Origin of the sequence: Streptosporangium lutulentum, assembly GCF_030811455.1 — a bacterium.
In the GTDB taxonomy this organism is placed as follows: domain Bacteria; phylum Actinomycetota; class Actinomycetes; order Streptosporangiales; family Streptosporangiaceae; genus Streptosporangium; species Streptosporangium lutulentum.
This window is the reverse complement of the sequence record NZ_JAUSQU010000001.1, coordinates 5994732-6020670: the sequence shown is the minus strand read 5'-3', so window position 1 is coordinate 6020670 and position 25939 is coordinate 5994732. Positions and strand designations below refer to the sequence as shown.

The 25939-nt window shown below is 71.5% G+C and carries 16 protein-coding genes; 10 read left to right on the top strand and 6 right to left on the bottom strand.

All coding sequences use genetic code 11. The features are described from left to right. Window positions 1–20: 20 nt before the first annotated feature. Both J2853_RS26745 and J2853_RS26740 read left to right on the top strand, forming a co-directional pair. Window positions 21–6560 carry a non-ribosomal peptide synthetase gene (locus tag J2853_RS26745; protein ID WP_307562604.1) on the top strand — a complete coding sequence of 2180 codons (6540 nt, stop codon included), beginning with the start codon at window positions 21–23 and terminating at the stop codon, window positions 6558–6560. Further along, the gene (locus tag J2853_RS26740; protein ID WP_307562602.1) at window positions 6557–12199 is read left to right on the top strand and encodes a non-ribosomal peptide synthetase; all 5643 of its coding nucleotides are present in this window, start codon (window positions 6557–6559) and stop codon (window positions 12197–12199) included. The genes J2853_RS26745 and J2853_RS26740 overlap by 4 nt, the downstream gene beginning before the upstream one ends. Here J2853_RS26740 and J2853_RS26735 read toward each other — a convergent pair. After that, the gene (locus tag J2853_RS26735; protein ID WP_307562600.1) at window positions 12184–12843 is read right to left on the bottom strand and encodes a response regulator transcription factor; all 660 of its coding nucleotides are present in this window, start codon (window positions 12841–12843) and stop codon (window positions 12184–12186) included. The two genes, J2853_RS26740 and J2853_RS26735, sit on opposite strands and share 16 nt — an antisense overlap. Beyond that, window positions 12816–14093 (bottom strand): sensor histidine kinase, encoded by a 1278-nt coding sequence (locus J2853_RS26730; RefSeq protein ID WP_307562598.1) that lies wholly within the window; start codon window positions 14091–14093, stop codon window positions 12816–12818. Before J2853_RS26730 ends, J2853_RS26735 begins: the two co-directional genes overlap by 28 nt. A gap of 131 nt (window positions 14094–14224) precedes the next feature. Here J2853_RS26730 and J2853_RS26725 point away from each other — a divergent pair, with 131 nt between their 5' ends. Together J2853_RS26725 and J2853_RS26720 are read left to right on the top strand one after the other, a co-directional pair. Beyond that, the gene (locus J2853_RS26725; protein WP_307562596.1) at window positions 14225–14836 is read left to right on the top strand and encodes a class I SAM-dependent methyltransferase; all 612 of its coding nucleotides are present in this window, start codon (window positions 14225–14227) and stop codon (window positions 14834–14836) included. Then, window positions 14829–15434, top strand: a complete 606-nt coding sequence (locus J2853_RS26720; protein WP_307562594.1) for a DedA family protein — start codon at window positions 14829–14831, stop codon at window positions 15432–15434. Before J2853_RS26725 ends, J2853_RS26720 begins: the two co-directional genes overlap by 8 nt. Before the next feature lie 9 nt (window positions 15435–15443). On the opposite strand, the gene J2853_RS26715 is transcribed toward J2853_RS26720, so the two are convergent. Continuing rightward, window positions 15444–16337, bottom strand: coding sequence for a serine/threonine-protein kinase (locus tag J2853_RS26715; protein ID WP_307562592.1), 894 nt, complete (start codon window positions 16335–16337; stop codon window positions 15444–15446). Window positions 16338–16360: 23 nt separating this feature from the next. Next, on the bottom strand, window positions 16361–18259 hold the full coding sequence (locus J2853_RS26710) for an N-6 DNA methylase (RefSeq protein WP_307562590.1): 1899 nt from the start codon (window positions 18257–18259) through the stop codon (window positions 16361–16363). Window positions 18260–18343: 84 nt separating this feature from the next. Between J2853_RS26710 and J2853_RS26705 the strand changes: the two genes are divergently transcribed. After that, the gene (locus J2853_RS26705; protein ID WP_307562588.1) at window positions 18344–19147 is read left to right on the top strand and encodes a PP2C family protein-serine/threonine phosphatase; all 804 of its coding nucleotides are present in this window, start codon (window positions 18344–18346) and stop codon (window positions 19145–19147) included. 102 nt (window positions 19148–19249) lie between these two features. Here J2853_RS26705 and J2853_RS26700 read toward each other — a convergent pair whose 3' ends face one another. Then, entirely contained in the window at window positions 19250–20080 is an 831-nt protein-coding gene (locus tag J2853_RS26700) for a phosphoribosylaminoimidazolesuccinocarboxamide synthase (RefSeq protein ID WP_307562586.1), read from the bottom strand. 360 nt (window positions 20081–20440) lie between these two features. Between J2853_RS26700 and J2853_RS26695 the strand changes: the two genes are divergently transcribed. The 3 genes from J2853_RS26695 to J2853_RS26685 all read left to right on the top strand — a co-directional run bounded on the left by J2853_RS26695 (window position 20441) and on the right by J2853_RS26685 (window position 22656). After that, the gene (locus J2853_RS26695) at window positions 20441–21319 is read left to right on the top strand and encodes an N-acyl homoserine lactonase family protein (RefSeq protein WP_307562584.1); all 879 of its coding nucleotides are present in this window, start codon (window positions 20441–20443) and stop codon (window positions 21317–21319) included. 83 nt (window positions 21320–21402) lie between these two features. Beyond that, window positions 21403–21894 (top strand): SRPBCC family protein, encoded by a 492-nt coding sequence (locus J2853_RS26690; protein WP_307562582.1) that lies wholly within the window; start codon window positions 21403–21405, stop codon window positions 21892–21894. Between the two features lie 291 nt (window positions 21895–22185). Beyond that, window positions 22186–22656 (top strand): MarR family winged helix-turn-helix transcriptional regulator, encoded by a 471-nt coding sequence (locus tag J2853_RS26685; protein ID WP_307562581.1) that lies wholly within the window; start codon window positions 22186–22188, stop codon window positions 22654–22656. A gap of 41 nt (window positions 22657–22697) precedes the next feature. Here J2853_RS26685 and J2853_RS26680 read toward each other — a convergent pair whose 3' ends face one another. After that, window positions 22698–23342, bottom strand: coding sequence for a TetR/AcrR family transcriptional regulator (locus J2853_RS26680; RefSeq protein ID WP_307562579.1), 645 nt, complete (start codon window positions 23340–23342; stop codon window positions 22698–22700). 237 nt (window positions 23343–23579) lie between these two features. Between J2853_RS26680 and J2853_RS26675 the strand changes: the two genes are divergently transcribed. Together J2853_RS26675 and J2853_RS26670 are read left to right on the top strand one after the other, a co-directional pair. Then, window positions 23580–25091, top strand: a complete 1512-nt coding sequence (locus tag J2853_RS26675) for an MDR family MFS transporter (RefSeq protein ID WP_307562577.1) — start codon at window positions 23580–23582, stop codon at window positions 25089–25091. A 165-nt stretch (window positions 25092–25256) separates the two neighbouring features. Further along, window positions 25257–25853 carry a DedA family protein gene (locus J2853_RS26670; RefSeq protein WP_307562574.1) on the top strand — a complete coding sequence of 199 codons (597 nt, stop codon included), beginning with the start codon at window positions 25257–25259 and terminating at the stop codon, window positions 25851–25853. The last annotated feature ends 86 nt before the right edge of the window (window positions 25854–25939 follow it).

The window sequence follows — 25939 nt, the reverse complement described above, 5'->3', positions numbered from 1 at the left end:
TCCGGGATCTCGGAGCCCCGATGACGGAGACGCCCACGCGACGCGACATCATCCCCAGGCCCGGCGGGACCCGCGAGCTGCCGCTCTCGTTCGGCCAGGAGCGCATGTGGTTCCTCGACCGGCTCGAACGGACCGGCAGCGCTGAGGCCCACAACATCTTCATCGCCGAGCGACTCCGGGGAACGCTCGACGCCGGGGCGCTGGAACGGGCACTCGCGGAGATCGTGGCCCGGCACGAGATACTGCGGACCCGATTCCCGGACAGGGGCGGAGCTCCGGTCCAGGTCGTCGACGAGCCGGACCGGGACGCGGCCCGGCTGAACTTCGAGACCCGGGACCTGACGGATCTCCCCGAGGCCGGGCGCGAGGCGGAGGTGCTTCGGTTCGTCGGGGAACGGATCGAGCGGCGGTTCGACCTGGCGGGCGAACCGCCGCTCCGGACGGGGCTGCTGCGCCTGTCCGGGCGGGAGCACGTGCTGTACGCCGTGTTCCACCACATCGCCGTGGACGGCTGGTCGGTGGGGGTGTTCCTGCACGAGCTGGCCTCGCTGTACGAGGCGTTCCTGGGCGGCGGCCGGTCGCCGCTGGCGCCGCCGCCGATCCAGTACGCCGACTTCGCGCTGTGGCAGAGGGAGCAGATCGAGGGCCTGACCGGCGAGCGGCTCGGACGTCTCGGCGGCCAGGCCGGCAAGCAGCTCGAATACTGGCGGCGGCGACTGGCCGATCCGCCGACGCTCGAACTCCCGACGGACCGGCCGCGTCCCCCGATCAGGAGCAGCGTCGGCGGCTGCGCCACGCTCCGGCTTCCCGGGTCGCTGACCGACGGGATCGACGAGCTCGCCCGGCGCACGCGCTGCACCCCCTTCATGGTGCTGCTGACCGTCTACCTGGTCCTGCTGTCGCGCTACTCCGGTCAGAAGGACATCTGCGTCGGAACGCCGGTCGCCGGGCGGGACAGGGACGAGCTGGAGTCGCTCATCGGGCTCTTCCTCAACACGCTCGTGATCCGCGGGGACCTGTCGGGCGATCCGACCTTCCAGGAGATGCTCATCCGCGTCCGCACCGCGGCCCTGAAGGCGTACGCCAACGGCAGCCTCCCCTTCGACCGCCTGGTGAGCGAGCTCAACGTCCCGAGAGACCTCAGCCGCACCCCGCTCTTCCAGGCGCAGCTCGTCCTTCACGACTACCGCGGCACCACCCTGACCCTGCCCGGCGTCACCGCGGAGTTCCTCGATCTGGGCATACGGCCGGCGATGTTCGACCTGTCGCTGGAGTTCGGGCGGCAGGCGGACGGTCTCGACGTCTTCCTGATCTACGACACGGCCCTGTTCGATCACGCCACGGCCGAGCGTATGGCGGAGCACCTGGAGGTCATGCTGCGCCGGGTCGTCGCCGACGCAGGGCTCCGGCTGTCCGAGCTCGCCCTGTCGCCGGACGCGGAACGTGAGCGGGTCCTTCACGACTGGAACGACACCGCCGCGCACCGTCCGGAGGTGACACTCCACGACCTGGTCTCGGGTGAGGCCGGGGCGGTCGCGGCGACGTGCGAGGGGCGGAGCCTGACCTACGCCGAGCTGGAGGCGGCGGTCAACCGGCTGGCCAACCGCCTTCGGCGGGAGGGGGTACGGCCCGGCGTCCTCGTGGCCCTGTGCGCCTCCCGCTCGCTGGAGACGCTGGTGGGGTTGCTGGCCGTGATGAGGGCGGGGGGCGCGTACCTGCCCCTCGACCCGGACTATCCCGCGGAGCGGCTCTCCTTCGTCCTGCGGGATTCGGGCGCGGAACTGCTGCTGACCGAGGAACGCCTGCGAGGACGGCTTCCGGACAACGCGGTTCCGGTCCTCCTCATCGAGGACCCGCAGGCGTTCGCCGGCGAGTCCGACGTCGCGCCGGCGCCGCTCGCGACGCCGGACGACCTCGCGTACGTGATCTACACCTCCGGTTCGACGGGCCGTCCCAAGGGCGTCGCGATCGAGCACCGCGCCGTGGTCAACCTGCTGCTGGCGATGAGGGACCTGCTGGACGCCGGGCCGGGCCACCTCTGGCTGGCGCTCACGTCCCTGTCGTTCGACATCTCGGCGTTGGAACTCTTCCTTCCCCTGGTCACCGGAGGGCGGGTGCTCATCGCGGGCGGCACCGAGGCCGCGGACGCGCACGCGCTGGTGAGACTCGTCTCGGCGTACGAGGTGACGCACGTCCAGGCGACGCCCTCGGGCTGGTGGGCGCTGCTCGACGCGGGATTCGACCGGCGGCCGGTGACCGCGCTCACCGGCGGCGAGGCGTTGCCGCCCGCCCTCGCCCGCGCGTTGCGGAGCCGCGTGCGGGCGATGTGGAACGTCTACGGCCCCACCGAGACGACGATCTGGTCGACCTGCGAGCGGGTGCCCGCGGAGCCGGGGGTCGTGACGATCGGCGGGCCGCTGGCCAACACCCGGGTCTACGTGCTGGACGAGAGGTTCGACCCGGTCCCCGTCGGGGTGGTGGGGGAGCTGTTCATCGCGGGCACCGGACTGGCCCGGGGGTATCTGAACCGTCCGGGCCTGACCGCGGAGCGCTTCCCGGCCGATCCGTTCGGTCCCCCGGGGTCACGCCTGTACCGGACGGGTGACCAGGTGAGGTGGCTGCCCGACGGGCGGCTGGAGTTTCTCGGCCGGGCCGACGGCCAGGTGAAGCTGCGGGGGCACCGCATCGAGCTGGGCGAGATCGAGGCCGTGCTGGAGACCCACCCCGCGGTCACCCGCGCGGTCGCCGCGGTCTTCGACGACACCCTGGTGGCCTACGTCGTCGGAGATCCCGCGGATCTCCGCGAACATGTGGCGCGCGCCCTGCCCGCGATCATGGTGCCCGCCGTGGTGGTGCCGCTCGCCGCGCTGCCCTTGACCCCGAACGGCAAGCTCGATCGCAAGGCGCTTCCCGCGCCCGACCGGCCGTCGGCGGGCCGGGGGCGGCTGCCGGAGAGCCCGATGGAGCGGCGGGTGGCGGAGATCTTCGCCGAGGTGCTGGGGCTGGAGGAGCTCTGCGCCGACGATGACTTCTTCGTCCTGGGCGGTCATTCGCTGCTCGCGGTCAAGGTCACGGCGAGGGCCGCCGCGCTGCTCGGCGTCGAGATCCCCGTCAGGGAGCTTTTCACCCGGCCCACCGTCTCCGGGTTCGCGGCCGCTCTCGGCGCCGCCGTGGAGGACCGTAGGTCCGGCTACGCCCGCAGCGCCCCGATCCGCCGGCGGCCGGAGGGCGCGCCGCCGCCGCTCTCACCCGCGCAGGAGCGGCTCTGGTTCCTGCACCGGTTCGACCCCGAGGACGCGGCCTACAACATGTTCAGCGTGTGGCGGCTGCGCGGCGCGCTCGACACCGAGGCGTTGAGCCGTGCCTTCCGGGACCTGGTGGTGCGGCATGAGACCCTGCGGACCCGCTATCCCGACGTGGAGGGCAGGCCGGTCGCGGTCGCCGAGCCCCGGGGCGGGCCGGTGATCGAGCACGTCGACCTCGCCGGGCAGGAGCACGAGGGGTTCCCGAGGGAGGAGCACGCGGGACAGGGCCGCGCCGGGGAAGGGCCCGACGCGCGAGTGGAGGCGGCCCGGCGGCTCGTCGCCGAGCGGACCAACGCCCCCTTCGATCTCACCGGGGCGCCTCCACTGCGCGTCAGCCTGATACGCCTGGCCGAGGACGACCACGTGCTGTGCGTCGTGCTGCACCACATCGCGGGTGACGGCTGGTCGCTCAACATTCTCGGAGACGACCTGACCGGCCTTTACGCGGCTCACCGTGACGGGATCGCCCCGGAGCTCGCGGAGCTTGAGATCGGGTATGCGGATGTCGCGTTCTGGCAGCGGGGCCAGGACAACGGGGCGGCGCTCGAACACTGGCGTGAGCGGCTGGCCGATCCGCCCGTGCTGGAGCTGCCGCTCGATCACGCACGCCCGCGGGTTCCGGCTCACAGGGGAGGGTTCCACGCCTTCCGGCTGCCGGCCGATCTCGCCGTGGGGCTGGAGAGGGTGGGACAGGAGCGCGGGGCGACCCTGTTCATGGTGGTGCTCGCCGCCTACCAGGTGCTCCTGTCGCGTCACAGCGGGCAGGACGACATCATGGTCGGCTCGCCCTTCGCGGGGCGAGAGCGCGTCGAGCTCGAACCGGTCGTCGGCTACCTCGCGAACACGCTCGTCCTGCGAGGCGATCTGTCGGGAGACCCGTCCTTCGCCGACCTCCTCGGCAGAACGCGGACGACTGTTCTGGAGGCGATGGCGCACCAGGACGTGCCGTTCGAGAAACTGCTGGCCGAGCTGGAGGTGGAGCGCGACCTGAGCCGCACCCCGCTCTTTCAGACCATGGCCATCCTGCACAGCCAGGACGGAGAGGGCGGCAGCCGAGACACCTTCGCCGACCTGGCACTGGAGTTCTTCGACGCCGGATACCGCCAGGCCAAGTTCGACCTCATGCTGGAGGCCTGGAGGGACGCCGACGGGCTCTCCCTCGTGCTCGGCTACGACGCCGAGCTGTTCGACGCGGCCACCGCCGCCCGCCTCGCCGACCGGTTCGCCGTCCTGTGCCGCGCGATCGCGGCCGATCCGCACCGCGCCCTCTCCGCGTTGCCGGTCCGTACGGCCGACGACGACGCCCTGCTGCGCGTCCTCGAAGCGGTGACGGAGTATCCCGGCGGCTTCCTCGCCCCGGCGGCGACCGGTGGGGTGAACGGCGGCCATCTCACGACGGGGGCGGCGGTCCGTCATCCCGCCGATCTCCTGGTGCCGGGGGCGATCGGCGAGGCGACCGCCGCTCACGCCGACGCCACCGCGTTGAGCTGCGGCGACGAGACGCTGACCTACGCGGGCCTGGAACGTCGCGTCGCCTCGCTCTCGGCCGCGCTTCGCGGGCGGGGCGTCGGACGGGAAACGGTCGTCGCGGTCCGCGTGGACCGGTCGATCGACGCGGTGGTGGCGCTGCTGGCGGTGTGGCGGGCCGGCGGCGCCTACCTGCCCGTCGACCCCGAACTCCCGGAGGAACGGGCCCGGCTGCTCCTCGCCGACAGCGGCGCCGCCCTGACGGTGACCGGACGGCACCTCGACGACCTGCCGCGGGGAGAGGTCCCGACGCCGCACCTGGACGGGCTCGACGGCCCGGGCGGACCCGAAGTGCGGACCGGGCGGGAAGAGCCGGCCGGCCTCGGTGAGCCGGACGGGGAGAGGCCGGGGACGACGTCCGGAGGGCCGCGTCACGCCGACGCCGCGTATGTGATCTACACCTCCGGCTCCACCGGCCTGCCCAAGGGCGTGGTGGTGGAACACGGGGCTCTGGCCGCCCGGGTGGCCTGGATGAAAGAGGTCTACGGCCTGGGCCCGGGGGACCGCGTGGTCCAGTTCGCCTCGCTCAGCTTCGACGCGCACGCCGAGGAGATCTACCCCGCCCTCGCCGCGGGAGCGACCCTGGAACTCCTGCCCGACGGCGCGGTCACCCTGCCCGAGATCCTCGCCGGGCCACGGGGACGGGAGGTGACGGTGCTGGACCTCCCGACGGCCTACTGGCACCGGCTGGTCGACCAGATGGACGACGTGGCCTGGCCCGAGCGGTTGCGGCTGGTCATCCTCGGCGGCGAGCAGGCGCACGCGAGCGCCGTGGCCCGCTGGCGGGAGCGCTTCGGTGACCGGGTGCGACTCGTGAACACCTACGGCCCCACCGAGGCCACGATCATCGCCACCGCGGCGGACCTCGGTCCCGCCGACACCGAGGGCCGCCCGCCGATCGGCCGACCGATCGGCGGCGTGCGGGCGATCGTCCTCGACGGTCACGGCCACCACGCGCCCCCCGGAGCGCCGGGAGAGCTGCTCCTCGGCGGAGCCGGACTCGCCCGCGGCTACCTCGGGCACCCGGACCTGACCGCCGAGCGTTTTGTGTCCGACCCCGAGGCGGGGCGGCTCTACCGGACCGGTGACCTGGTCCGCTGGCGCGCGGACGGGCAACTGGAGTTCCTGGGCCGCCTCGACGACCAGATGAAGGTCCGCGGGTTCAGGATCGAACCCGCCGAGATCGAGGGACGCCTGCTCGCCCACCCAGGCGTGCGGCAGGCGGCCGTCACCGCCCGCGACGACAGGCTCGTCGCCTACGTCGCGGGTTCCGCCGACCCGGCGGACCTCCGGCGTCACCTGGCCGGGGAGCTTCCGCCGTACATGGTGCCCGAGGTCTGGGTGGTGCTGGACGAACTGCCGGCGACCTCGGGCGGGAAGATCGACCGCAGGGCCCTTCCCGCGCCGGGCTTCGACGAGGACCGGCCGTTCGTGGCGGTCAGGACCGACGCCGAGGCTCTGGTCGCGAAGGTCTGGCAGGAGGCGCTGGGAGTCGAAAGGGTCGGGGCGTTCGACGACTTCTTCGCGCTGGGCGGCCACTCGCTGCTCGCCGTACGGGTCGGCGCGCACCTGCGCGTGGCCGTCGGGATCGACGTCCCCATCCGGGAGATCTTCAGGAACCGTACGGTGGCCGACCTCGCGGTCGCGGTGGAGGAGCTTCTCATGGAGGAACTGTCCGAGCTGACCGACGAAGAGGTCACCCGACTGCTCGACGGGGGAGCGTCATGACCACGCTGTCGCCCGACAGGAAGGCGCTGCTGGCCCAGCGCCTGCGCCGCGGAGCGGCCGCCGCCCCGCCGGCGATCTCCCCGCGCCCCCCGGAGACGGGGAGCGTCCCCCTCTCCTCGGGGCAGGAACGGATCTGGTTCCTCGACCAGCTCGACCCCGGGGACACCTCGTTCGCCATGTCCCTGGCCCAGCGGTGGCGCGGCCCGCTGGACGTCGCGGTCCTGCGCCGGGCGTTCGACGAGATCGTGGCCAGGCACGAGACGCTGCGTACCCGCTTCCTCACCGAGGACGGCGAGGGCGGCGAGGGCGGCGAGGGCACGGCGCCCGTCCAGGTCGTCGAGGAGCCGGGGCCCGCGCCGTTCGAGTGCCTGGACGTGCCCGAGGACGAGGCCCCGGCCGTGATCGCCGAGCGCGTCTCCACGCCCTTCGACCTGACGGCCGGACCACCGCTGCGGATCACGCTGCTCCGCCTCGGCGACGACGACCACGTGCTGAGCGTGGTGTGCCACCACATCATCGCCGACGGGATCTCCGTCAACCTGCTCCTGCGCGAACTCGCGGTTCTCTACGGCGCCTTCCTCGCCGGTGAGCCGTCGCCGCTCGGGCCGTTGCCCGTCCAGTACGGGGACTACGCGATCTGGCAGCGCGGCGAGCTTCGGGGAGAGGGCGCGCGACGCTCGCTGGACTACTGGCGAGAGCAGCTCGACGGCGCCCCGGTTCTGGAGCTGCCCACCGACCGGCCGCGGCCCGCCGTGCACACCTCCGAGGGCGACATCCTGACCGGCGGTGTGGACGCCGAGGTGACCGCGGGCCTGGAACGGCTCGCGGTCGCGGAGGGCGGCACGCTGTTCATGGCGCTGCTCGCCGCCTACCAGACGCTGCTCATGCGCCACACGGGACAGCGGGACATCTGCGTCGGCTCGCCCATCGGCGGGCGGCCCCACGTCGAGCTCGAACCGCTGATCGGGTACTTCCTCAACACCCTCGTGCTCCGCGGCGACCTGTCGGGGGACCCGACCTTCAGGGAACTGCTGGGCCGTACCCGATCCACCGCGGTGGACGCCTTCGGCCACCAGGAGATCCCGTTCGAGAGGGTGATGACCGACCTCGGGGTCGAACGCGACCTCAGCCGCTCCGCCCTCTTCCAGACCATGCTCATCCTGCACAGCCAGAACGACCCCGACCGGGTGCTCCCGATGCGGGACATCGAGGTCGAGGGGTTCGACACCGGATACCGGGCGGCCAAGTTCGAGGTGACGCTGGAGGCGTGGCGCGGCGCCGACGGCCTGACCCTCGGGTTCGGATACCGCACCGACCTGTTCGACCGGTCCACGATCGAGGCGCTGGCCGGCCGGTTCGTCCGGCTGCTCCGCGCGGTGGCCGGCAACCCGGACCTCCGGCTGTCCGAGATCGACCTGATGGGCGAGGACGAGCGGGAACGGATCCTGGGCTGGAGCACCGGTCCCAGCCGGTTTCGGCGAAAGACCGCACCGGAGCTTCAACCGGAGACCGCGCCGGAGCCTCGGCCGGAGACCGCGCCCGAGTTTCAGCCGGAGACCGCGCCGGAGCCTCGGCCGGAGACCGCGCCCGAGTTTCAGCGGGAGACCGCGCCCGAGCTTCAACCGGAGACCGCGCCCGAGCCTCGGCAGGAGACCGTACCCGAGCTGATCGCCGCCGCGACGGCGGCGGCTCCGGGGGCGACGGCGCTGAGCCACGGGGCCGCCGAGCTGACCTACGCCGAGCTGGACGAACGGTCCGACCGGCTCGCACGGGCGCTGCGCGAGGCGGGCGCCGGGCCCGAGTCGATCGTCGGAGTCTGCCTCGGCCGCTCGCCGGAGCTGATCGTCGCGCTGCTCGCCGTGTGGAAGGCGGGCGCCGCCTACCTGCCGCTCGACCCCGCCTACCCGGACGACCGGCTGGCCTACATGCTCGCCGACAGCGCGGCCGGCGTCCTGATCGCCCCCGCCGCCACGGGCGCGCGCCTGCCGGAGATCCGGCGGGTCGACCCCGGCGAGGGACCGCGGGACGGCTCCGCCGAACTGCCCGCCCCCGCACCGGACCGGGCCGCGTACGTCATCTACACCTCCGGCTCGACGGGCAGGCCCAAGGGCGTGGTCGTCACGCACCGGGCGCTGGCGGCCCGGGTCGGCTGGATGCGCGAGGAGTACGGTCTGGGCCCGGCCGACCGGGTGCTCCAGTTCGCCTCGGTCAGCTTCGACACCCACGCGGAGGAGGTCTACCCGTGCCTGGCGTCGGGCGCGGCGCTCACGCTGCTGCCCGGCGGGGGCGAGTTCCTGCCGGACTTCCTCGCGAGCGCCGAGGGCGCCCGGCTGACCGTGCTCGACCTGCCCACGCCGTACTGGCACGAGCTGGTCGCCGACGTCGACGCCGTCGCCTGGCCACCGGGGCTGCGCCTGACGGTGCTGGGGGCCGACCAGGCGCAACCGCAGGCGGTCCGGGCCTGGCACCGGCGCTTCGGAGGGCGGGTCCGGCTGGTCAACACCTACGGGCCCACCGAGGCGACGATCATCGCCACCTGCGCGGAGCTCAGCGACTCCGACGAGCGCCCGCCCATCGGCCGGCCCATCGCGGAGACCTCGGTGTACGTGCTCGACGAGCGAAGAGGGCTGGTCCCCGAGGGAGTGCCCGGCGAGCTGTACATCGGGGGCGCGGGCCTGGCCCGCGGCTACCTGAACAGGCCGGAGCTCACCGCCGAGCGGTTCGTGACCGATCCGTACGGCGAGGGCCTCCTCTACCGCACCGGAGACCGGGCCCGCTGGCGGCCGGACGGCCAGCTGGAGTTCCTCGGCCGCCTCGACAGCCAGGTGAAGCTGCGCGGCTACCGGATCGAGCTCGGTGAGATAGAGGCCCGCCTGGTCGAGGCTCCCGGTGTGGCGCAGGCGGTCGTCGTCGTGGACTCGGGGTCCCTGGTGGCCTACGTCGTGAGAGACACCGACCGCCGAGGCTCCGGCGAACCGGGGGAGCAGGGCGAAGGCCATGGAGCCGGCGAGCTGCGCGAGTGGCTGGCGTCCGCCGTCCCCGCGTACATGGTGCCGAAGGCGGTGGTGCCGCTCGACAGGCTGCCCCTGACCCCCAACGGCAAGCTCGACACCCGCGCGCTCCCCGCGCCCCGGATGGCACGGGACGAGTCGGCGGCCCTCCCCGTCACACCGGTCGAGCACGTCATCGCCGGGATCTGGTCACAGGTGCTCGGGATCGCCGGGATCGGGGCGGAGGACGACTTCTTCGAGCTCGGCGGGCACTCGCTGTCGGCGACGAAGGCGATCGCCAGGATGCGCCGCGAACTCGGCGGCGGCGTGTCCCTGATGGACCTGTTCCAGCACCCCACGGTGCGGGGGCTCGCCGCGCTGGTCGAGCGCCCCGAGGGCGGGCCCGACGGCGCGACGGCGCGTCCGCTGCTGCATGAGCTCACCCCCGTCCGGCCGCCGGGCACCGAGGTCGTCACCTACGTCTGCGTGCCCTACGGCGGGGGCAGCGCGGTGGTGTACCGGCCGCTGGCCGACGCGCTGCCGCCCGGCCGCCGGCTGTTCGCGCTCGCGATCCCCGGCAACGACCTGGGACTGGAGGAGGAGGCGCTGCCCTTCGAGGAACTGGCCGAGCGCTGCACCGAGGAGATCCTCCGGCGGGTGCGCGGTCCCCTGGTCCTGTACGGGCAGAGCAGCGTCGGATCGGCGCTCACCGTGGAGATAGCCCGCCGCGTCGAGGCCGCCGGGCGCGAGCTGGAGGCCGTCTTCATCGGCGCGGCCTTCCCCTTCTCCAAGCCCACCGGCAGGGTGATGCGCGGGCTGGCCCGGCTCGCACGGGCCGCCGCCGTCTCCTCCGACCGCGCCTACGGCAACTGGCTCGCCTCCATGGGGGTGGACCTGAGCGACCTCGAACCCGAGCACGCCGTACGGATCGTGCGGAACATGCGCAGGGAGGCGGAGCGCGCCGAGGAGTACTTCACCGCCGTCCTCGGCACGGACGTGACGCGGCTGCGCGCCCCGCTGATCACCGTGGCCGGCGACCGCGACCCGGCCACGGAGTTCCGCGAGGAGCGCTACCGCGAGTGGCACTTCCTGGCGGACACCTCCGCGCTCGTCGTCATGCGCGAGGCCGGGCACTTCTTCCTGAAGTACCGGGCGGCGGAACTCGCGCGGATCCTCGTCGAGACTCCTCGCGCGCTCGCCTCGTGGACCCCGGAGATCCCCGCCCGGAGCGAAGGCGCGACGTGGTGGCTGGCGGGGGTGTCCCGGCACGGACAGCACGATCCCGCCGCGTCCCCGGCGCCGGAACCCGGGATGGGCCGGTTCGCCGCCGTGGCGGCCGGACAGCTCGTGTCGATCATCGGCTCGGCCCTCACCGAGTTCGCGGTGCCGATCTGGATCTACCAGACGACCGGGTCCGTCGCGAGCTTCGCGTTGTTCGCCGTGCTCGCCCTGGTACCGGGCCTGCTCGTGGCGCCGTTCGCGGGGGCGCTCGTCGACCGGATGGACCGGCGCAAGGTGATGCTGGCGGGAGACCTCGGGGCGGTGAGCAGCCAGCTCGTCCTCGGGGTGCTGCTGTGGACGGGAAACCTCCAGGTCTGGCACGTCTACCTGCCGCTGGTGATGCTGTCGGTGGCGCTGACCTTCCAGCGGCTGGCCTACGCGTCGGCGGTCGCGCAGCTGGTGCCCAAACGATTCCTCGGTCACGCCAACGGCGTCGTCCAGATGGTCAACTCGTCGTCGCAGCTCCTGGTCCCCCTGATCGCGGTCGGCCTCATGGCCACGATCGGGCTGGAGGGCATCGTCCTGTTCGACGTCGCCAGCTACGTCATCGCGATCGCCACGCTGCTCCTCGTACGGTTCCCCGTCACCATGGCCTGGCGGCGCAGGGAGACGCTCCTCGCGGAGATCGCCGAGGGCTTCCGCTACTCCTGGGGCAATCCCGGCTTCCGGGCGATGCTGTTCTTCTTCGCCGGGCTGAACGTCTTCCTCTCACCTCTGTTCCTGATGGTCACCCCGCTGGTGCTGTCGTTCGCGACCCTGGAGGACACCGGACGGGTCGCCTTCGCCTCCGGGGCGGCCGGTTTCCTCGGCGGCCTGATCATGAGCCTGTGGGGCGGGCCGCGCCGTCTGCGGATGCGCGGAGTGCTGCTGTGCACCTTGGCGCTCGGAGTGAGCTCCGCGGTCACCGGACTGCGATCCGACCTGGTCGTGATCACCGTCGGGGCGTTCGGGATGGCCCTGTGCCTGACGCTGCTCAACGGCATCTACGCGACGATCGTCCAGGTGAAGGTCCCCCAGCGGTTCCACGGCCGGGTCTTCGCGCTGAACACGGTGATCTCGTGGTCCACGCTGCCGATCGGGTTCGGTCTCGTGGCCCCCGGGGTCAGCGCGCTGCTGGAGCCGATGCTCGCCGACGGCGGCACGCTGGCCTCGACCGCAGGAGTGCTCGTCGGCACCGGACCGGGACGGGGGATCGGCTTCATGTACGTCCTCTTCGCGGTAGGCATCGTCGGCACGGCCCTCATCGCCCTGCGGACGCGCTCGCTCTCCGGCTTCGACCGCGACATCCCCGACGCGATCGCCGACGACCTCGTCGGGGTCGAGGCGATCGCCGGGGGAGCCCGGCGGCCGGGCTATCCCCGCAGGTAGGTGACCACGGCCAGCACCCGCCGGTGGTCGTCCTCGGCCGGGGGCAGGTCGAGCTTGGTCAGGATGTTGCCGATGTGCTTGCCCACGGCGGCCTCCGACACCACCAGCGCCCTGGCGACGGCGGCGTTGGACCGGCCCTCGGCCATCAGCGCCAGGACCTCCCGCTCCCGGGGGGACAGCCGTGCCAGCGGGTCGCGGCGGCGGCGCAGCAACTGCCTGACCACCTCGGGGTCCACGACCGTCCCGCCGTCGACCACGTTGAGCAGCGCGTCGACGAACTCCTCCACGTCGCCGATCCGATCCTTGAGCAGGTAACCGACCCCGGTTCCGTCACCGGAGTCCAGCAGTTCGGTCGCGTAGGTCTGCTCGACGTACTGGCTCAGCACGAGGACGGGCAGGCGCGGATTCTCCGAACGGAGGGCGACCGCGGCCCGGAGCCCCTCGTCGGTGAAGCCCGGCGGCATCCGGACGTCGGTGACGACGACGTCGGGGGCGTGCTCGCGCACCACCTCCACGAGTTTCCCGGCGTCGCCCACCGTGGCCACCACCTGATGCCCGAACCGCGTGAGCAGCCCGGCCAGTCCTTCGCGCAACAGCACGCCGTCCTCGGCGATGACTATCTTGAGGGATCGATCGACGCGCAAGGGATCTCCACACGGAGCAGGGTCGGGCCACCGACCGGGCTGGAAAGCATCAGTCTGCCGTTCACGACCGAGACGCGGTCGGCCAGTCCCGCCAGTCCGGTCCCGGCCGCGGCGTCGGCGCCGCCCACGCCGTCGTCGCCGATCTCCACCACGAGGCGGTCGCCGTCCATCCGCCCGGTGACCGAGGCCCGCCGGGCGTCGCTGTGCCTGGCCGTGTTCGCCAGCGCCTCGGACACCACGAAGTAGGCGGTGGCCTCGACCGCCTCGGGCAGCCGCGACGGGAGCGTCATGGAGACCTCGACGGGCACGGGGGAGCGGTCGGCGACGTCGGCCACGGCCGCGGGCAGCCCCCGGTCGGTCAGGATCTGCGGGTGGATCCCCCGGATCAGGTCGCGGATCTCGGCCAGCGCGAGCTTCGCCTGTTCGTGCGCCCTGCCGACGAGTTCGGTCCTCTCGTCCCCGCGCGTGAGCTTCGCCAGGCCGAGCGTCATGGTCAGCGAGACCAGCCGCTGCTGGGCGCCGTCGTGCAGATCCCGCTCGATCCGCCGCCGTTCGGCCTCGAAGGCCTCGACCAGCCGGGTCCTGGACCGGGTGAGCTCGATGACCCGCCGGGCCTCGTCGGTCTCCCGCGAGCCGAGCAGCAACCGGGCCAGGATGCCGTGGAGCACCGCGAGCGCCGTCAGCGGATAGATGAAGAGGGCGAGCAGAACGGCTCCCAGCAGTGCCGCGGCGAACGCCTCGGGATAGCCGTCGATCAGCCAGAACTTGAGCAGCTTGACCTCGCCCGTCTCCTCCATCGCGATGGGAGAGTACATGGCCAGCAGGGGCCCGGCGATTCCGTACACCACGGCCAGGAGCTCCATCGGCCACAGCACGGTGACCAGCAGACCGGTGTAGGCCAGCTCCCGCCAGGTGCCCGGCTCCGTGAAGCGGAGCCGGGCCCACGCGACGAGCCCCGGCTGGTCGGGCACGCGGTGCGGGGAGGCGATCGGCTCCGAGTCGATGATCCACAGGCGGCGCCGTTCCAGCGCGGCGACGGGGATGCCGCTGAGTCCCAGCACGACCAGCAGCGGGATGCCCACCACGACCAGCGTCAGCACCGCGCCGGAGAGCAGGAACACCAGGACCACCAGGAGCGTGGCCGCGCCGATGACGGCACCCGTCATCAGATAGATGATCGAACGCCAGGGCCAGAGTGTGGCCAGCAGGTTCCACCGGGTGAGCGCCTGCCATGCCGCCTGCGAACGCACCCTATGACAGTACGGTCTGCGCGGAGTGCCTCCGTCGGTCCAGACCCCCTGCCGGGGTATGGCCAGGCATACCCCGAAGACTAGGTCCCGGGGCCCTGCGGCCGGCACCCTCGTGGCGATGTCATTGAGTCATGAACGAGACAGCGGCAGCTCCCGACCTGCGGGCATTCATGACGGCCGCGCTGCGGAAGCAGGGTGTGGTGGGCGCGATCGCCCCGAGCTCCCCCGCGCTGGCCAGGGCGCTGACCGCGGTGGTGCCGACGAGCGGCACGCCGGTGGTGGTGGAGCTGGGGCCGGGCACCGGCTCGATCAGCGAGGCCATCCGGGCGCGGACGGCCCCCGGATCGCGCCATCTGGCCGTGGAGATCGAACCCGGCCTGGCCGCGCATCTGCGCAGGACCAAGCCCTGGATGGAGACCATCGAGGGCGACGCGGCCGACCTCGGCGAGCTCCTGGCCGGCGCCGGGGTCGACCGGGTGGACGCGGTGGTCAGCACGTTGCCGTGGTCGCTGTTCCCCGGCGAGCAGCAGGAGCGGATCATCGGCGAGATCGGCAGGGCGCTCGCCCCCGGAGGCGCGTTCACGACCGTGACCTATCTGCACGCCCTCCCGCTCCCCGGGGCCAGGTCCTTCCGCCGGCGGCTGCGATCGGCCTTCGACGAGGTGCTGACCACCGGGCCGGTCTGGCGGAACCTGCCCCCGGGGATGACATACGTGTGCCGCAGGCCGGCAGCCCATGTCTGACCTGCTCGGCCAGCTCTCCCCGCCGCTGCTGCTGGCCGTGGCGTGGGTGTTCCTGGTGGCCGAGGCCGGACTGCTGATCGGCGTGGCGTTGCCCGGGACGAGCGTGCTCGTCGCGCTCGGCTACTTCTCCCACCTGGGCGTGGTGTCGCTGGGCACGGCGGTCGCGGTGGCGGCGTGCGCGGCGGTGGTCGGCACCCAGCTCTCCTACCTGTGGGGACGGCGCCGCGAGGGCGCCCCCTCCTTCCACCGGCTCGCCCCCGGTCGCTGGGATCGGCCGCGTGAGCTGCTCGGCAGGTACGGGCGCTGGGCGGTGGCGGGCGGCCAGTGGATCGGCAGCGCCCGCACGCTGACCCCCCGGCTCGCGGGCTGGGCGGGCATGCCGTACCGCACCTTCGTGACCGCCAGCCTGCCCACCGCCTGTGCCTGGGCGGCGACGCTGGTGATCCTCAGCTACCACCTCGCCCCGGAGGTCATCCAGCAGATCACCACCCACCTGACCGTCGCGGGGCCGGTGCTGGTCGTGGCCTGGCTGCTTGTCGTCTGGGCGGTCCGCGCCAGGCTCAAGGCCCGGACGGGGACCCGGCAGACCATCGGCTGAACGCCCGGTTCAGGCGAGGACGCGGCCGACCATCCGCGCGTACATCCGGCCGGGGCTGGGGACCGACGCCGGGTGCAGGAAGCCGGGGAGCATGGGCAGGTCCACGGCGAAGGGCTGAAGGCGCTCGTAGAGGACGTCGGCGCCCGCGGGCCGGTTGTCGGGATCCTTCTCCAGGAGGTCCTCGATCAGGCGGTTCAGCTCGGCGGGGACGCCGGGGACCGCGGCGGGGCGTTCCTTCACCTGTCGTTCGAACACGGCGTACTCGGTGGGTCCCGTGAAGAGCTGCTCGCCCGTCAGCATCTCGTGGATCACGCAGCCGAGCGCGTAGAGGTCGCTGCGGGGACCCGCCAGGCCGCGCTGGATCTGCTCGGGCGCCATGTAGGCCGGGGTGCCGAGGAGCTGACCGACCCGGGTGAACTGGGTGGAGTCTGCCTCACGGAGCATCGCGAGGCCGAAGTCCAGGACCTTGACGCTCCCGTCGGGGCACAGCATCAGGTTCGTCGGCTTGAGATCGCGGTGGTAGATGGACAGCGCGTGGGCGGCCGACAGGACGGCGCAGGCCTGCGCGGCGATCGCGGCGGCCCACGGGACGGGGAGCGGGCCGTGCTCGCTGACCAGGTCGGCCACGGTGACGCCCTCGATGAACTGCATCACCTGGAACAGCCGCTGGTCGAAGGTGCCGAAGTCATAGAGCACCGGGGCGCCGGGATGCTCCAGTTTCGCCAGGATCCGGGCCTCGCGCAGGAAGCGCCGGTTCAGCTCCTCGTCGGGGCCGGTGAGAAGCTTCAGGAACTTGACGGCCACCCTGCGGTCGAGGTGCTTGTCGTGACCGCCGTAGACGGCGCCCATGCCCCCCTGTCCGAGAGGGAGGTCGTCGAGCTCGTAGCGGTCTCCGATGACCATCGACCCTCCCAGACGTGCGGGCGTCACACCCGTTGGTCGCACGGCCGGAGATGGCCGTCGACCAGTCCGTCAAAGCCTAGCCGGATCAGGGTTTCTCCCAGCGTCCTCGTCTCGCGCAGTCTGTCCTCCAGGGCGAACAACTCGCGGAAGGCCGTGCCGTACCGTCGCTGGTCGGGCAGGGGCAGCATCGGCACCCGCGCCCGCCGTACGTCGAGGCGGCTGGAGCCGGGATGGATCCTGGCCGCGTCGGCGGAGCGCAGGAACCCGGCCAGGAAGCCGGAGTCGAGCCGCTGCGGGTCCACGCGGTAGAGGGTGACCTGCGGGCCGAGCGCCGCGCCGCTCTGCCCGACCACCCGGACCGCGCCCAGGACGGTGGTCACGACGTCACCGGGTTTGATCATGACCAGGGTCGGATCGAGGGTGGTCCGTCCCGAGGGAGAGGCGCCCGAGGCGATGTCGTCGGCGGTCAGAACCGGGAGAGGTCCCTCATCAGCGGACATCTTGGGCGGGGCTTGGAGAATTGCAATCAAACCCGCCTTGGCCAGCTCCCCGATGGTGGTGGTCGGCAGGTCCTGCCGTTCGTCGAGCAGCTCAAGGGCGGGAGGCGCGTCCGACAGCACGGCCGAGGTGCCCCTGAACCTGGCCAGCGCGTCGGTGAAGTCCCGCAGGAAGTCCGGGCCGCCCTGCTGCGGGCGATGCCTGGCCGGGGTGAGGTCCACCTCGTCGTCGAGCAGGTCGATGATCCGCACGGTACGGCCGGCGCCGGACAGCTCGGCCTCGGGATCCTCCATGTAGGCCCGCCAGGCGGGCTCCACGATCGACAGGTCCTCGCTCGCGTCCACCATCAGGAGCTGGGACGGTGGCCGCTCACCGTTGGGACGGCGGAGCATCCACAGGTCGGGGCCGCCGGGCGTCAGCGTCACCACGGCCCGCAACGCCCCGGCGCGCAGCAGGTTGCCGCGGATCCGTTTGCCGGGACGGCGGCCGGCCGCCGCGGCGGGCATCAGGATCGCCACCAGGCCCCCCGGTTTCACGTGGGTCAGGCAGTGCTGCACCCAGGCGAGCTCGGACTCCCCGCGCGGCGGCAGGCCGTACTCCCAGCGGGGGTCCGCGGCCAGATCCTCGTAGCCCCACGCGCGCTCGTTGAACGGCGGGTCGCAGATCACGGCGTCGGCGAGATCGCCGGTCAGTCCGTCCTCGCGGAGGGAGTCGCCGGCGACGATCCGGGCATCGGCGCCCCGCAGCAGCACCCGGACCGCGGAGAGCATCGCGTTCGTCTCGTTGATCTCCTGACCGCGTGAGGACTCCGCGTGCAGCAGCAGCGTCCCGACGCCGCACGCCGGGTCGAGGACGGTCCCCTTCTCCTGGACGGCGAGCCGGGTCATGAGCTCGGCCACGTCGTCCCGGGTGACCGAGAGCCGGCGGGAGTGGGCCTCGACGTAGCGCTCGCAGAGGAACTCGAAGGCGTCCAGCGGCCCGCGCTCGGCGGCCAGCTCGGCGACCAGCCCGACGAGGGCGAGGTCGTCCAGGCGCGGGTCGGGGGAGCCGGGAAGATCGGCGGTCACGGCGCCCAGGCGGGTCAGGGACCGCGTTCCGTGATCACGCCAGGCTCCGGGCTCGCGGTGCAGGAACAGCAGGAACGCGCCCACCTTGCCCACCAGATCTCCCAGGCGCAGGTCGTCGACCGAGGTTCGCAGCCGCTGCCAGACCAGGTCACCGAGGGAGACTTCAAAAGATTTGCCATTCGCCCGCAACCATGCGGCAATTTCGGGCAAGGAGAAATGAGGGCTGGAGGTGGTGCCGCCCACCGGCTGGGGAAAGTCCTCATGGCGGCGGCGCCAGTTGCTTACCGCTGCCCTGCCGACGCCGGCGAGCCGGGCGATGTCGCCCGCGTTCACGGTGATGTCCTGGCGCTCCTCCATATTGGGTCACAGTAGTTCACTGTGCCGCAACGGTCTACAGGAACTTTGCTTGTGAAGTGCCTCAACCAATGCTTTACTGCCTTCATGGCACTGAACGAAGCATTGGCACTGCGCTATGCGGCTCGCTCTGATGTAGGCGTCCGCCGCGAGGCGAACGAGGATTCGGGCTACGCGAGCGCACGCCTGCTCGCCATAGCCGACGGTATGGGTGGTCATGCGGGCGGAGAGGTCGCCAGCTCACTCGCCGTCACAGCGATGGCGGCGTTGGACGAGAGTCTTCCAGGAAGCGGTGTCGACCTGCTCGCCGCCCTCAAGGACGCGGCCAAGAACGTGAATCACACGCTGCGCGACATGAGCGAGCAGGACCCCACTCTGCGCGGGATGGGCACCACCCTGACGGCCATGCTCTGGGACGGCGGCACCTTCGCGTTGGCCCACGTCGGCGACTCCCGCGCCTACATGCTGCGTGACGGCGCCCTTTACCAGATCACCCACGATCACACCCTTGTCCAGTCGCTGGTGGACGAGGGGCGGATCACCCCGGAACAGGCCGCGGAGCACCCGCGCCGATCCATGGTGCTGCGGGTCCTTGAGGGCACCGGTGACGGTGAGCTCGATCTCTCCTTGCGCGAGGCCTACCCGGAGGACCGCTACCTGCTCTGCTCCGACGGCCTGACCGCCGTGGTCGGGCCCGAGACCATGTTCAACACGCTGAGCGAGATCTCCGATCCCGACGAGGCCGCCCGGTGGCTCATCGACCTGGCCAACCGGGGCGGCGGCCCCGACAACATCACCTGCATCGTGGCCGACTTCGGCGCGCCCACCGGCTCCGCCTCCGCGACCCCGCTCATCGTGGGCGCCGCGGCGGAGAGGAAATTCGCCGTCTGACGTTCGTCCCCGCGGAGAAGGCCGGTGCGCGCGAGTCGTTCACACCGGCCCCTCGTGGAGGCGCCGCGTCGGGGACGCGGCGCCGGGGAGTTCACGCGTCGTTCACCAGGAGGTGCCGGTGATGCGCTCGTACGCCTCGATGTAGCGGGCCCGGGTGACCTCGACGACCTCGGCGGGCACCTCCGGCGCGGGTTCCTTCTTGTCCCATCCCGTGCCGGTCGCCCAGTCGCGGACGTACTGCTTGTCGAAGGAGAACTGCGTGCGGCCGGGCTTCCAGTCGTCGGCCGGCCAGAACCGCGAGGAGTCCGAGGTGAGCACCTCGTCGCCGAGGGTGAGCGTGCCGTCAGGGGCCCAGCCCAGCTCGATCTTGGTGTCGGCGATGATGACACCGCGCTCGGCGGCGAGTTCGGCTCCCCGCCCGTAGACCTCCAGCGTGATCCGCCTGAGCTCCTCGGCGACCTCGGCGCCCTCCTGCGCGACCACGTCGCCGAAGGTGATGCCCTCGTCGTGCTGGCCGAGCGGCGCCTTGGTGCTCGGGGTGAAGATCGGCTCGGGGAGCTGGGACCCCTCCACCAGGCCGGGGGGGAGCGACACCCCGGAGATCGAACCGGCCGCCTGGTAGTCCTTCAGGCCCTGTCCCGTCAGGTAGCCGCGGGCGATGCACTCGACCTGGACCATCTTCAGCCTCCGGCACCGTACGGCGCGCCCCTCGAACTCGGCGGGCACGTCGGTGGCCGAGATCACATGGTTGGGCACGATGTCCGCGAGCTGCTCGAACCACCACAGCGACAGCCGGGTGAGGATCTTCCCCTTGTCGGGGATGGGCGTGGGCAGGATCACGTCGTACACCGACACCCGGTCGGAGGCCACGAGGATGATGTCCCCCCGGTCCTCGTATACGTCGCGGACCTTCCCGGAGTGTAGAAGCTTCACGCTGTTCCCTGCTCTCGCGCGATCCCGTGGCCGCAGGAGGACCGGTGATCGCTGATCGACACGCACTCATCGCATTCGATGACGGAGACCGTCCCGGTGGGCGCGGGGCCGGTCGGCACCCAACAGAGTAGCCGTCCGGTCGGGAGCGCCTTCCCCGCAGGTGCGGGGTCGCGATGTGTCCGAACCGCCGCACAGGGGGCGCTCGGCCGCCAGGAGCGGACCGCGTGCCACGGCCGGACCCCTCGGCTCCGAACCGGGCGCCGGGGTGGGTCCCCGGTGAACCGGCGTCCAAGAGAGTCTTGACCGAAATGTGTGTCGTGTAATTTAATGACACAGCACACAAATCCCCGGGAGGCTCCAATGAACGCTTCGGCAGATCCGATCAAGCGCGTGTCCGTCCTCAGCACCGGCTCGGTGGCCATCCGGCCGGAGCACGTCGGGCCGACGTGGAAGAACCTCTACGTCTGGCTGTTCACCTCGACGCGATGGACCGCTCCCCGGCCGATCAACGTCTACGTGATCGAGCACCGCGACGGCGTGGTGCTGTTCGACACCGGGCAGGACCGCGCGTCGGTGACCGATCCGAACTACTTCCCCGGAGGGTTCAGCGGGCTGATCTACTCGCGCCTCGCGAAATTCGCCATCGAACCGGACGAGACGCTGACGGCCGGCCTGTTCAGGCTGGGGTACGCCGTCGGCGACGTGGACACCGCGGTGATCTCCCACCTCCACCAGGACCACATCGGCGGGCTGCCGCTGCTCGGCCACGCCGACATCGTCGTCGACCACCGGGAGTGGGAGTCCCTGCACAAGCCGCTGCCGGAGGCGCGCGGCCTGATGTCATCGCACATCGACCTGCCCGGGCTGAACTGGAGGCGGATCACACCCGAACCGCTCGCGGACCCGGCGGTGGCACCGTTCGACACCGGCCACGACCTGTTCGGCGACGGGAGCATCCTGCTGCTGCCCACCCCGGGGCACACGCCCGGCTCGCTCTCCATGCTGATCCGCCGCCCGGACCACGCGCCGTTGATCCTGGTGGGTGACCTCACCTACGACGCCGGCCTCCTGGCCGCCGGCGCACTGCCCGGGATAGGCGACAAGAAGCAGATGCGTGACGCGGTGAGCAAGGTGAACGCCTTGCGCGCCACGATGCCCGACCTGGAGGTTCTGGCGGCCCACGACCCCGGGGCGGCCGATCGCCTCGCCGGGGCGCTCGCTCCCGTGCGGAGCGCGTGAGAACCGAGGGTGCTTCGCCGTCCCTCTCCACCGTGCGCCGGCGATCCGGCGCGACCCACCCAGAATTCCCCAAGGAGTGAATGATGATCACAGACTTCTTCCGATCCTCGCGGACGGGAAAGAACGTGAGGTTCAGCAATGTCCTGCGCATCGAGCGTCCGGTCGGCGTGGTCTTCGACTACCTGGCCGATCTGCGGAACCTTCCCGCCTGGAACTACGCGATCCGCGAGACCCGGCCGATCACCCCGGGACCGGCCGGTCCCGGAACCGTCTACCGGCAGCTTCGCAGTCTCCCCCGGCCCATGCGGGAACAACTGGAGATCATCGAGTACGAGCGCGACCGCCGTCTCGTGATCGAAGGCGGCTTCGGCGCCTTCCACGGGCGCGCGATCTACGATCTCGAAGGGTCCGCCACCACGACGGACCTGGTCAACGCGTTCGAGCTCGAAGCGGGGGCACCGAGCGTGCTGGGCGGACTGGCGACCCGCGGCATCGCCGGCGCCGTCGCACAGAACCTCCGCGTCCTCAAGGGCATCCTCGAAGGCCCCGACGCGAGGAACACAAAAGCGTGGTGACGGCCGTCCGAGGTGAGGAGGCCTCGGCCGCGCCCCGCCGGCCGGGACGCGACGGCACGGGTGACCGCCACCGTGCCGGCCCCGGTGGCGGCACCCCGCCGATGGGGAGGCGGGGCGGATGACCGTCACCGGCACCCCGCCGATGAAGAGGCGGCGGTGCGGGTGATCGTCACCGAGCCGGCCGATGACACGTCATCGTCTGTCGTAGCATGCACGTGCGAGAGTGACACCCGCGGGGCACTCCGCTTGAGAGTCTCCCCGAGAGTCTTCGCAGAGAAGGGATCCGCAGGAGTGAAGGACGCCGAGGAGTTCCGCTACCTGATCCTGGCGGTGCAGCGAGAGGGCAACCGCATGCTCGCCGCCGCGCTCCGCCCGCTCGGTCTCACGCCGTCCCAGGGAGAGGTGGTGAGCGTCCTCGACGACCGTGGAGCCCTCACCCTCTCCGGACTCGGTGAGCTGCTGGTGTGCGAGTCGGGGGCGAACCCGAGCAGGCTGGTCGACCGGCTCGTGACCGCGGGGCTCGTCGAGCGGACGACCAGCGCGAGCGACAGGCGGCACGTCACCCTGACACTCACGGAAACCGGCAGGCAGCTGGCCGAGCGCGTCCGGACGGTCCAGGACGGGCTGAACGACGCGCTTGAGGAAATGCTCGCAGGGCAGCCGGTCGCACCTACGCTGAGCACGCTCCGAACCGTGGCCGGCCACTTCCCCGCCGGTGAGACGGTACGGCGACGCAAAGAAGTCTCCCGTTCCTCAGCGTGACCTTCCATCGGCGCGCCGCGGCCGGGCCCGGGCCCCCGAGGTCACGAACACCGCTGGTCGCCGGTCGTCTCCGGCCACATCCCGGTCGAACCGCACCGCTCGGTGAGCGGGAGCTGCGGGGCCGGGAACAGGTCGCCGGTCAGCAACGCCGCCGCGTGCGTCGCGGCGGCGAGGATGTCGGCGTCGCCGGCTTCCGTCTCGTGGGAGGCCATCACGGTGATGTGCACGCTGAGCAGGGCCATCCGGACGCGCAGGCGTTCCTGGAGAGGGGCGTCCGGACCCGAGATGATCTGAGTGGCCTTCTCGAGCCGCTGCTGGACGGTGCCCTGGTCCGCGGGCAGGACGGTGCGTAGCGCGGTCTGGTTGGCGGCCGCGAAACGCATGATCGGAAGCCCGCGGCCGGTGCTCAGGGCGAGCCATCCGCCGAGGAGTTTCGAGGACAGTTGCGGGGAGTGCGGCTGGGCGGCGGCCCAGGCGAGCAACTCGTCGAACGCGCTCAGGTGCTCCTCGAAGAGACTGAGGATGATCGCCTCTTTGCTCTTGAAGTGGTAGTAGAGCGCGGCCTTGGTGATGTCGAGTCGTTCGGCGATCTCACGCATCGAGGTCGCGTCGTAACCGTGCTCGGTGAACAGGGCCAGCGCGACGTCCTGGATCTCCGCTCGCGTGTCCGTTCCCTTGCGCCGCATACCCGTCAACCGTTTCGCCTTCCTTGTCGACGTTCCGGATTTATTCCCATCTTTGCACGTTTGCTAACCGGCCGGTTAGTAAGTACGGTACTTACCGGTCGGCTAGCAAACAGAGTAGAAAAGGTGTAGTTGGTGGCGAAGGACGGAACGAAGGAAACGGTGACTTCGCCGGTCCCGGGGGCGGCTGCGGGGGCACCGGCGGAAGGGGCGGGACTGGGATTCAGTCACCGCCAGATCATGGTCACGATGAGCGGCCTGGTCATCGCGATGCTATTGGCGATGTTGGACAACATGATCGTCGCTCCGGCGCTGCCGACGATCGTCGGCGAGCTGGGCGGTCTGGATCATCTGGCATGGGTGGCCACGGGATACATCCTAGCCTCCACGGTGTCCACCCCGATCTGGGGCAAACTCGGCGACCTGTACGGCCGCCGCATCATCTTCATCTCCTCCGTGGTGATCTTCCTGGTCGGCTCGGTGCTGTGCGGCTTGTCCCAGGACATGACGCAACTGATCGCTTTCCGCGCGATCCAGGGCCTGGGCGCGGGCGGCCTGATGGTCGGCGTCATGTCGATCATCGGTGAGATGATCCCGCCGCGCGACCGCAGCAAGTACCAGGGCCTGATGATGGCCGTCATGCCGGTCGCGATGATCGGTGGCCCGCTCATCGGCGGCTTCATCACCGACAACCTCGACTGGCGCTGGGCCTTCTACGTCAACCTGCCGCTCGGCGTGATCACGCTCGTGGTCTGCTGGATCACCCTCGGCAAGCTTCCGAAGGGCGCCGGCAAGGCTCGCATCGACTGGTTCGGCGCCGCCCTGCTCACCGTGTGGATCACCGCGCTGGTGCTGATCACCAGCTGGGGCGGCGTCCAGTACGACTGGGGCTCGCCGCAGATCCTCGGGCTCGCGGCGCTCACGGTGGTCGCCTTCGTCGCCTTCATCGTCGTCCAGCGTCGCGTGGCCGAGCCGATCATGCCCCTGCGGGTCTTCAACAGCCTCAACTTCAACCTGGCCGGTGGGCTCGCCTTCATCTCGGGCTTCGCGATGTTCGGCGCCATCGGCTTCCTGCCGCAGTTCCAGCAGTTCGTCCAGGGCACCTCCGCCACCAACAGCGGCCTGCTGCTGGCACCCATGATGGTCGCCGCGATGATCGTCAGTCTGGCCGGCGGTGTGCTGATCAGCAGGACCGGGCACTACAAGTCCCTGCCGATCGCCGGCACCATCCTCGTCACCGTCGGCCTGCTGCTGTTCGCCAGCATGGACGTCAACACCTCCACGGTGATGTCCGGTGTCTACATGGCGGTCCTGGGCGCGGGCATGGGCGGGCTGATGCAGACCAGCACCCTCATCGCCCAGAACAGCATCGAGCTGCGCGACATGGGCGCGGGCACCGGTGCCTCCACCTTCCTGCGCAACATGGGCAGCTCGCTCGGCATCTCCCTCCTCGGCGCCGTCTACGTCAACCACCTGACCGACTCGCTGACCGAAGCCGGAGCCGGAGTCGGAGCTCAGCCCCTCGGCGCCGCCGCCACGTCGATGACTCCGAAGGCCCTGCAGGCCCTGCCGGAGGCGGCCCAGCACGTCTTCCAGCAGGCTGTCACCGACGGTGTCACCGCGCTCTTCATGTGGGGCGCCATCGTGGCCGCCGTGGGCATCGTCATCGCCCTGTTCATCCGCCAGGTCCCGCTCCGTGGCGGCGCCGCGGCCGCGATCAAGGAGGCGGAGCTGGCGGAGGCCAGCGTCTGAGCACTCCGTACCGACGTCCATGAAGAGCCGGGCACACAGGCCTCGCCGGCCCGTGTGCCCGGCTCTTCGGCGCCTGAGCCCCTGGACCGATCCAAAAGAAACGTGTACCGGCGGTCGACCTTGCGGGGCGCTCCCGCGGGAAACCTGCATCCCAGAGGGCCATAAATGATCGACATAGTGCTTCCCTCCGCCCCGTTCGCCGCCTACCTGGTCGTATGGCTGGTGTCATCGCTGGATCTGTTCATCCCGATCCTGCCGCCCGGCACCCTGCTGCTGGCCGGGGGCGCTCTGGCCGCCCAGGGCGACCTGAACCCCGTCCTCCTCGGCGCGATCGGCGCCCTGGGCGCGTGGATCGGCGACCTGGCCGGTTACCGGCTCGGCCGCCGGATCGCCCGCGGCCTGACCCGCCTTCGCTTCCGGGACGGCTCCCGAGCGGGTGAGTCCCGCTGGCAGGGGTGGATCCTGCGGCACCCTTTCCTGTCACTGCTGATCGCTCGCTACCTCCCGGCGGGCCGTACGGTCGCCGCGACCACCGCGGGACGTCTGACCCACCCTTGGCGCGCCTACGCCCTGGCCGCCCTGACCGCCGAGCTCCTGTGGGCCGGTCCCGCGGTCCTGCTCGGCTACCTCGGCGGGCAGTTCATCCCCGTGGGGTTCATGCTCGCCGTGGCGCTCGGGGGCATCGTCCTCACCGTGCTGGCCGCACTCCTGCGCCGCAGGCGCACCGCCCGCCGTACCGGCCCGGCGATTCCGGACTCATGACCGAGAGCCGACGCGCGAGGGTCCGATGACGCCGATTCGGCTCCGGCCGGTGAGTCATCATGCTCACATCGCGAACCCGTCGCTGC

Excerpts from the sequence above, each read along its gene's own strand:
- J2853_RS26745 (WP_307562604.1), top strand. The coding sequence starts at position 21 with ATGACGGAGACGCCCACGCGACGCGACATCATCCCCAGGCCCGGCGGG.
- J2853_RS26740 (WP_307562602.1), top strand. The coding sequence starts at position 6,557 with ATGACCACGCTGTCGCCCGACAGGAAGGCGCTGCTGGCCCAGCGCCTG.
- J2853_RS26725 (WP_307562596.1), top strand. The coding sequence starts at position 14,225 with ATGAACGAGACAGCGGCAGCTCCCGACCTGCGGGCATTCATGACGGCC.
- J2853_RS26720 (WP_307562594.1), top strand. The coding sequence starts at position 14,829 with ATGTCTGACCTGCTCGGCCAGCTCTCCCCGCCGCTGCTGCTGGCCGTG.
- J2853_RS26715 (WP_307562592.1), bottom strand. The coding sequence starts at position 16,337 with ATGGTCATCGGAGACCGCTACGAGCTCGACGACCTCCCTCTCGGACAG.
- J2853_RS26710 (WP_307562590.1), bottom strand. The coding sequence starts at position 18,259 with ATGGAGGAGCGCCAGGACATCACCGTGAACGCGGGCGACATCGCCCGG.
- J2853_RS26705 (WP_307562588.1), top strand. The coding sequence starts at position 18,344 with ATGGCACTGAACGAAGCATTGGCACTGCGCTATGCGGCTCGCTCTGAT.
- J2853_RS26695 (WP_307562584.1), top strand. The coding sequence starts at position 20,441 with ATGAACGCTTCGGCAGATCCGATCAAGCGCGTGTCCGTCCTCAGCACC.
- J2853_RS26690 (WP_307562582.1), top strand. The coding sequence starts at position 21,403 with ATGATCACAGACTTCTTCCGATCCTCGCGGACGGGAAAGAACGTGAGG.
- J2853_RS26680 (WP_307562579.1), bottom strand. The coding sequence starts at position 23,342 with ATGCGGCGCAAGGGAACGGACACGCGAGCGGAGATCCAGGACGTCGCG.
- J2853_RS26675 (WP_307562577.1), top strand. The coding sequence starts at position 23,580 with ATGGTCACGATGAGCGGCCTGGTCATCGCGATGCTATTGGCGATGTTG.
- J2853_RS26670 (WP_307562574.1), top strand. The coding sequence starts at position 25,257 with ATGATCGACATAGTGCTTCCCTCCGCCCCGTTCGCCGCCTACCTGGTC.